Raw genomic sequence first — 7,299 nt, forward strand, 5'->3', positions numbered from 1 at the left:
GCTGTTATCTGAAAGGGCGCAAGGGCGATCGGATTCATGCGCTGCTGTGTGGTGTCGGCATGAATTTGAGGAAAGTCATGAAGAAGCTCAGGGAGCTTCTTTTTGTCTGTTACTTTTTCCGCTTTTCAGGTCTATTTTGGCGTTATGTCCGGTCAATGATCTTCAATTTTTTGTGCTCATTGGCCAGTATAAGGAGAGCCGAATTCGACTCCCCGGAAAAAATCGGGGTTTAGCAGGGGCGACTAAGGAAAGCCTATCAGGATGGAGTTTCTCCTCGCATTGCCGAGAAGATCGAGAGCAACCTCCAGAAAATGATAGAACAAAATGACTTAGCAGAGCTGCTCAATCGTATTACTCCGCAAGAAGCGGTCGTCAAAGATACCAACGGCACCAAGTGGCTGATGTTCAGCCAAGTGCTTCTCGAGAGCATCAACAAACATCAGCCGATACAGAAAATAAAACTTCCCCTCACATTCTCTTTTCTGGAGGGGCGCGCTAAAGCAGAAAGGCGACTGATTCTGACATGTCACCAGGTCAGAAAAATGGAGGTATCACCTGAAAAGAAAATTTCTCGAATGCACAAGGCTATCTACGAAGCGTTCCGACACCACACCTTGCTCAACTCACAAGAGATCCAAAGCTATAGCACTGCCATGATCGATGCCAGTCGGCCTAGGCAGCACAGAACGCTCAAGATGAAGACAGATGTTCTCAAATGCTTATTTAGTCTTCGAATGGATTTCTACCATCAGCTGTTGGCTAGCTTCATGTCTGACATGTTGTCACTGCGAGAATCGCTTGAGCTACCCGCGACTCTCGAAGACACTCTTTTAAATCATGGTGGCATGGGAAAGCTAATACCACTGCTCGAAAATGGAAGATTAACAACTCCGACGTATCGGCTTTATGAATTCTGGCGGGATGCCTTCTCATCACCGGAGCGCCCTCTATCGTACCACTCCATGGCGAAACATCTACCCTGCCCTAGTGCCGAGAGGACAAGGGTCACTGGTCATGCGGACCAGCAAGATATCCAGAATGCTGCCGATAATACGCGACTACGTAGGCTAAAGGAATGGAGACATGGAACTGTCCCTAAAAACGATCAACTGACCGATTTTCTGGAATCTCTTACAGGTAATCACTATGGTGCATTCTTTCCATTCATAATGACACGAGTGGCCACCACCTGGACCAAGTGGATCGAACAGGAACAAATTCAATTGGATCAGCTAGTAAACGAAGCCCCAGCTCTGGAAGAGCACCTGAATCTTGAATGGTTCATGGAAAGATTCTCGCGATACCCGGAGTACTGGGCACATGCCAAAGCCCAGGTTCACCAGCGGTGAACTTGGGCCATAGCACTGGACCCTACACCTACTGCTTACCGCGATTGCCACCAGTGTTGTGGGCCGCCGCTCTGGTAGCTCGAGCAGCAAAGCTACCCTTTGACACATTGCCGCCACTCGTTTTCGCCGTACTGCTCTGGATACGTGAGGCAGCTGCCTGGGTCATGGGTGTCTTACCTTTTGCCATGGTGATCATCTCCCGTGATTGGTGAACCAGCAGCAGAGTGAGCTCACTGCGCTACTGGTACTGAGATGGTCGCCGTGGTAACGCACTCCTGGGAGGGGAGTCGAGGTGGGAATTTTTATATGTCCTCCTGGCGATACGTCTCTATCCACCGCTGAAGCAGCGTTGCCCCGGAGGCCTTGGGCATCCGCCGGGACGTAACATGACATAGAGAGACAGGGGAGCGGTCAGAAACTGATTTCGTCGTAACACCAGGCGGCGAGGTGCTGACGTGGACGTCCAGGGCGAGGTCCTTCAGGTACATTGGGTATGGGACTGGCCTGGAAGGTACGGCCTGTCACCAGCATGGCGGCGTATTCGTCGACCTTGGTCAGGTAGCGGGCGATGTAATCCAGCCCGCGCTGCTTCTCAAAGTCGTGATAGTCGATGCGCCCCAAGGCGTTGTAGTGATAGACGTTCTCAGCATTGCGATTGCAGTTGAAGTAATGCCCTTGTCCTCCGGTGATCGAGCGCGCCCACAGCTCGCCGATACGCCGGGCCTAGGTAATGTCTTCCTGCACCTGGTGGCCATCGAAGAAGAACACGAAGTGATAATGGAAGCCTTTCTTGGGCTTCCACTCCAACTTCCAGGCATAGCCGAGAAAGTGCTTGAAGAGCGGGTTCGTGTGGAATGCCTGACACAGCTGCTTACGATGGTAGCGTGCTGTCTCGTAGTCGACGTAGGGGCCATCATGCTCGCTATAACTTAGATCCACTCTCAGTACCGTCAGGCGGCTATGGCGAGCGAACAAGGCATCCATCAAATCCCGGAGACGCTGGTAGTTGTTGCGGCTATTGCGGCGATTCCGACTGCACTCGTAGGTAAAGTCCGGCTGCTTCAGGCATTGATACCAAGCCGTCAGGCGTTGGTTGAGCTCCATCACGGTCTGCTCTGCTACCTGCCGACTCATGGTGGGGGGCTGATGAAATCCCGCCTCGCGCAGGTACGCGCTGCTCGCAAACGCCCACAGAAAACGCAGAGCGTAGGGGCTCGGCCGGTAGTGCTGACCGATATCGGTCTCCTGGAACATCGTCACCAGCACCGTATAGAGCGTGGTCAGCGTGTCCAGCAAGGCATCCGGGGCCAGCACCACGATATCGCTACCGTAGCCATCCGGCAGGATCATCCGCTGGCTGTCCAGCAAGGCCTCTGTCGTCGCCAATGCCTTAAGCTGGCGATCCACCTCGATCAAGTCCTGTCGCCACAGGTGGTGGGACAGCGTAGCGATCTCCTGGCCCAGGGCGGTGGTTTCCAACACGGTACTGTCCATGCCTTGGCAAATGGTCAGCATGTCGGTTTCGTTCAGGGTGTCGTCGTAAACTTCATGGTGCATGGGGAAGGCCTCTCTTGATGGTCGTGGAGCGTTCTGCTCGTACCATCGCCGAGGCCTGTAGAAATTTACGTCACCACCGGGAAACGGGTCAGGCCACTAGAAAGGAGGCCTGCCCATCGTTACCACAGATTGCCTACCTGAGGACGTGTCGTGATTCGGCTTCGCCGTCACTCCCTCGATACTCTCTCCGGTGTCTTTCTCTCTGTCAGGGAGGTCGGTGCGATCCTTTGGGGGATCGTCCCTCCCAGTCTTTCGCCTCTCTCTACTGTTCTGCCTTGTGGGCTCTTACTACGTGAGCCCATTGGTCTCTCTGAGTCTATTGGTTACCCCTATTAAAACTACTGGTTATAACTAATAACATACAAAGCCAAATTAGCTTGGGTGGCTCAGGTAGGGACTACGGGGTGAAGTGAGTCCTTACGGTCGGTATACGATGGGATGCGGGGCCGTAAGTGATTGAAAAAGTTAGTGTCGAAGACAGGGCTCGCCATTGGGATGCTAGCTGCCCACCTACCGATTCGATTCAAAAAAATCTCAGCCCTGTATTACCTCCATGAAGCTGTCAGGCGATAGCTTCGATGAACGTTCACACCACGACTCAGGAGGTAAACGCATGTCGATCCATTGTCCGAGCTGCGGCTCGCATCACCTCATAACCCGCAACGTTGGGCGCAAGATGGGCGGCGCTGCCGGTGCTGCTGCCGGTACAACATCAGGATCAGCAGGGGCGCTCAGTGGTGCCAAGACAGGTGCTTTCGTGGGGGCGATGGCCGGCCCTGTCGGTATCACTGTTGGCAGTCTCACCGGAGCCGTTATTGGCGGCCTGGTTGGCTGTGCCGCTGGCGGCGTCACCGGCGCACGTCTCGGGGCACAGCTTGACGACAAGGTGTTCGACAACCATCAGTGCCGCGATTGCGGCCACACCTTCCGTCCCGTACCTGACTGACCTCGTTCTCATCCCTTTCTCTCAATCCTCACGAGCATAGCCCGCTGCCCTTAGGTGGCGGGCTGCTATGCCGTGATCTCGACACACCAAGGAGCACTACCCATGGCACACCTGATCGAACAAATGGCCTACGTCAGCGATACCCCCTGGCATGGCCTGGGCCAGCAGCTATCCAGTCACCAGCCGCTGGAGGTCTGGCGGCAACAGGCCGGCATGGACTGGTATATCGATGAATCCTCGGTGCGCTTCATCACCGACGGTGCGGGCCACCTAGGCAGCATCCACTCCTTTCCGGAGCAGAAGCTCTATCGCTCCGATACCAAGGCCCCGCTGTCGGTGGTCTCCCAGCGTTACAAGGTGGTGCAACTGGAGGAGGTCCTGGAGTTCTACCGGGACCTCACGGAATACGCGGGTTATGAGCTCGAGACGGCCGGCGTGCTCAAGGGTGGTCGAAAGTTCTGGGCACTGGCCCGCAGCGACCTGGGCGGGGCCTTGAAGGGCCAGGACCAGGTCAACGACTACCTGCTGCTGGCCACCTCCTGCGACGGCTCCCTGGCCACCGTCGCTACCCCGACCTCCGTGCGTGTGGTCTGCAACAACACCCTGACCATCGCTTTGGACGGTACTTCGCAGGGCGTGAAGGTGCCCCACAGCACCGAGTTCCGCCCTCAGCTGGTCAAGCAGCAGTTGGGGATCTCCGTGTCCCAGTGGGACGACTTCATGTACTGCCTGAAGACCCTGGCCGAGCGGAAGGTCAGCCAGGAGGAAGCGAGGACCTACTTCCAGTCGGTGATCTGTAACGCCGAGGCGCCGCTGGAAGACCCCTCCAAGTTGCCCAACGTTCGCGCCCTCAATCGTGTCCAGAAGCTCTATCAGGGCGAGGGGCGCGGCTCCCAGTTGTGCACGGCGCAAGGCACCGCCTGGGGGGCTGCTCAATGCGGTCACCGAGTACGTGGATCACGAGAAACGCGCCCGCAGCAACGACTACCGCATGGACTCCGCCTGGTTTGGGCAGGGGGCCAGTCTCAAGGACAAGGCGCTGGAGTCTGCCCTTGCGCTGGTGGCCTGAACGACGTCCTGCGTTTTCCCCCTGTCTTTCCCTCATCACGACATAGCGCCCGGCTTTCAAAGCCGGGCGTTTTAGTTTCTGGAGGTATCGATGCAATCACCCATGACATTCGAGATTTGCCATGCCCTGACCCAGCTGACCCGTCAGCTGCTGGAGGCTGGCGAACACGCGACCGAGACCCACGTGCTGGCCAAGGGCCAGGTCTATCGCGTGGCCGTGTCCCTGGAGCCGATTCCGACCGAGGAGCTCCCTGACGTCATCCAACGCTATCGATAACGGAGGCCATCATGGCAACCCCGATTCATCCCAAGACCGCTGACCAGACACCGATCGCTCAAGCAACCCAGGACAGCACCGCGATCATCCAGGTGATCGAGCGGGCCGCTCTCAACCCCGAGGTCGATATCGACAAGATGGAGCGCTTGCTGCAAATGCAGGAGCGGGTGCTCGACCGCCAGGCGCTGATGGCCTATAGCGCCGCCATGGCGGCCATGCAGACCGAGCTGCCGAGCATCGCCGAGCGTGGCAAGACCAACAACGGTCACTACGCCACCCTAGAGGACATCGTCGATACCGTGCGCCCGATCATGAAGAAACACGGCTTCGCGGTGAGCTTCCGCATTCAGACCCAGGAACGCGGCATCCAGGTCACCGGCGTGCTGATGCACCAGGACGGCCACCGGGAAGAGACCAGCATGCTACTGCCGGCCGATACCAGCGGCAGCAAGAATGCCGTCCAGGCCTTCGGCTCCTCTACCAGCTACGGCAAGCGGTACGTGCTCTGCGCCTTGCTCAACATCACCACCCGCGGCCAGGACGACAACGGTCACGCCGCTGCCCCGGTCAAGCTGGTCACTCCCTTCCAGGCTGGGCATATTCGGCAGCTGATCGCCGCCTGCCCCCCGGCGACTCAGGAATGGTTCGTCGGAAAGTACGGCGACGCCGAGCAGGTGCCACGTGGCGACTTCGACAGATTGCGTGCCTCCCTGCAGAAGCGAGCGCAGCCTAACCACCAACATCACTGACCGGCCGGCGAGGGGCCTCCCCTCGCTGGTCTTTGCCTTGTCATCGAAAAGGAGAACATCATGCAGATCCTGACTCTTGGACAGGGCACGCCCGAGTGGCATGCCGCCCGCCTAGGCATCGTCACCATGTCCGAGCTGAAGACTCTACTGGTCAAGGGCAAGGGGCCAGGAGGCTTCGGTGCCGGTGCGATGAGCTACATGCACCAGCTGATCGGCGAGCGCATCACTGGCGAGCCGTCCGAGGCCTTCCAGGGCAACGCTCACACCCAGCGCGGGCATGAGTTTGAGCCGGTGGCCCGGGAGCTCTATCACGAGGCCGCTGACCTGCCTCGCCTAGAGCAGGTCGGCATCATCCTCAACCACGGGGTGGGCTATTCGCCGGATTGCCTGGTCGACAGCAATGGCCTGGTCGAGATCAAAACCAAACTACCCAAATACCAGATCGAGCTGCTGCTGGCCGACGAGCTGCCCCAGGAGCATGTAGCGCAGTGCCAAGGCGGGCTGTGGGTCAGCGAGCGGAAGTGGATCGACTTCGTCAGCTACTGGCCGGGTATGCCGCTGTTCGTGAAGCGTGCCTACCGGGACGAGCGGCTGATCCGCAACATCGCCGAGCGCGTCGAGGCGTTCCATGAGGAGCTGGAGCGCCGCATAGCGCTGGTGATGGCAGCGTAAGGAGATTCGCCATGAACCACCGCAAGCTGAGTGCCGGCGAGACTGCCGGCACCTATCGCATCACCGACACGGTAACCGAAGCAGAGTTATTGAGCATAGCCAGGGCTTTTGCGCGTCGTCGCCTGGCCAGAGGCCGCAAGATCACCCAGCCAGCGCTTGCTTTCGAGTATCTGCAGGTGCTGCTGCAGGATTACGAGCACGAGGTCTTCAGCGCCCTGTTCCTCGACAGCCAGCACCGTGTGATCCGCTTCGAGGAGCTGTTCCGCGCATCTCGGCCGCAAATTCTGAATGCAACACCTGATCAAACCGGTAAGGTGTTGACCCTATGTCATATTCTGAACTCTGCACCGAAGAACGTGCCACTATCCAGGTCAGCCTCGCACAAGGCTTGAGCATCAGGAAGGTAGCGGCTCTGCTTGAACGGTCTCCGGCGACGACCAGTCGAGAGATACGGCGCAATGGGTCGTCCGATGGACGGTATCTCGCGTCACATGCGCAACAGCACCGTCATGACCGTCGAGACGGTTGTCGGCCCATGCGCAAACTGCTTCCAGGCAGCCCTCGATTCGCCTTGATTCAGCACATGCTGCGTCAGCGCTTGTCTCCCGAACAGATCAGCGGCAAGCTCAAGCATATGAATATCCCTGATCTTCGAGACGCCTACGTCTGCCGAGAAACGAT

General features: G+C 57.8%; 10 protein-coding genes and 1 pseudogene. 8 read left to right on the forward strand and 3 right to left on the reverse strand.

The window, feature by feature from the left end:
- Together H146_RS21980 and H146_RS0117665 are read left to right on the forward strand one after the other, a co-directional pair.
- On the forward strand, positions 1-233 hold a 233-nt coding region (locus tag H146_RS21980), incomplete at its 5' end, for a hypothetical protein (RefSeq protein ID WP_033195863.1).
- A 78-nt stretch (positions 234-311) separates the two neighbouring features.
- On the forward strand, positions 312-1,349 hold the full coding sequence (locus H146_RS0117665) for a hypothetical protein (RefSeq protein WP_019953206.1): 1,038 nt from the start codon (positions 312-314) through the stop codon (positions 1,347-1,349).
- 411 nt (positions 1,350-1,760) lie between these two features.
- Here the strand turns inward: H146_RS0117665 and H146_RS20430 are convergent, their stop codons facing one another.
- The 3 genes from H146_RS20430 to H146_RS21615 all read right to left on the reverse strand — a co-directional run bounded on the left by H146_RS20430 (position 1,761) and on the right by H146_RS21615 (position 3,828).
- The gene (locus H146_RS20430; protein ID WP_019953207.1) at positions 1,761-1,970 is read right to left on the reverse strand and encodes a hypothetical protein; all 210 of its coding nucleotides are present in this window, start codon (positions 1,968-1,970) and stop codon (positions 1,761-1,763) included.
- Positions 1,971-2,072: 102 nt separating this feature from the next.
- Positions 2,073-2,906, reverse strand: a complete 834-nt coding sequence (locus tag H146_RS20090; protein WP_019953208.1) for a YagK/YfjJ domain-containing protein — start codon at positions 2,904-2,906, stop codon at positions 2,073-2,075.
- A gap of 718 nt (positions 2,907-3,624) precedes the next feature.
- Complete coding sequence (locus tag H146_RS21615; protein ID WP_019953209.1) at positions 3,625-3,828, reverse strand: hypothetical protein; 204 nt, start codon at positions 3,826-3,828, stop codon at positions 3,625-3,627.
- A 126-nt stretch (positions 3,829-3,954) separates the two neighbouring features.
- Between H146_RS21615 and H146_RS20095 the strand changes: the two are divergent.
- From H146_RS20095 to H146_RS21040, 6 genes and pseudogenes are all read left to right on the forward strand, one after another.
- Positions 3,955-4,921: pseudogene (locus H146_RS20095) on the forward strand (DUF932 domain-containing protein).
- 102 nt (positions 4,922-5,023) lie between these two features.
- On the forward strand, positions 5,024-5,197 hold the full coding sequence (locus H146_RS22560) for a hypothetical protein (protein ID WP_169433503.1): 174 nt from the start codon (positions 5,024-5,026) through the stop codon (positions 5,195-5,197).
- Positions 5,198-5,208: 11 nt separating this feature from the next.
- Entirely contained in the window at positions 5,209-5,946 is a 738-nt protein-coding gene (locus H146_RS0117690; protein ID WP_019953210.1) for an ERF family protein, read from the forward strand.
- Positions 5,947-6,006: 60 nt separating this feature from the next.
- Entirely contained in the window at positions 6,007-6,618 is a 612-nt protein-coding gene (locus H146_RS0117695) for a lambda exonuclease family protein (RefSeq protein WP_019953211.1), read from the forward strand.
- Between the two features lie 11 nt (positions 6,619-6,629).
- Positions 6,630-7,010 carry a JAB domain-containing protein gene (locus tag H146_RS19865; protein WP_019953212.1) on the forward strand — a complete coding sequence of 127 codons (381 nt, stop codon included), beginning with the start codon at positions 6,630-6,632 and terminating at the stop codon, positions 7,008-7,010.
- Positions 6,944-7,299: helix-turn-helix domain-containing protein (locus H146_RS21040; RefSeq protein WP_156826895.1), on the forward strand; the 356-nt coding region annotated here is incomplete at its 3' end. The genes H146_RS19865 and H146_RS21040, both read left to right, overlap by 67 nt.

The sequence above is a fragment of the Kushneria aurantia DSM 21353 genome, assembly GCF_000382245.1.
Classification (GTDB): Bacteria; Pseudomonadota; Gammaproteobacteria; order Pseudomonadales; family Halomonadaceae; genus Kushneria; species Kushneria aurantia.

Coding starts and splice junctions, on each gene's coding strand:
- H146_RS0117665 (WP_019953206.1), top strand. CDS start 312: ATGATAGAACAAAATGACTTAGCAGAGCTGCTCAATCGTATTACTCCG.
- H146_RS20090 (WP_019953208.1), bottom strand. CDS start 2,906: ATGCACCATGAAGTTTACGACGACACCCTGAACGAAACCGACATGCTG.
- H146_RS22560 (WP_169433503.1), top strand. CDS start 5,024: ATGACATTCGAGATTTGCCATGCCCTGACCCAGCTGACCCGTCAGCTG.
- H146_RS0117690 (WP_019953210.1), top strand. CDS start 5,209: ATGGCAACCCCGATTCATCCCAAGACCGCTGACCAGACACCGATCGCT.
- H146_RS0117695 (WP_019953211.1), top strand. CDS start 6,007: ATGCAGATCCTGACTCTTGGACAGGGCACGCCCGAGTGGCATGCCGCC.
- H146_RS19865 (WP_019953212.1), top strand. CDS start 6,630: ATGAACCACCGCAAGCTGAGTGCCGGCGAGACTGCCGGCACCTATCGC.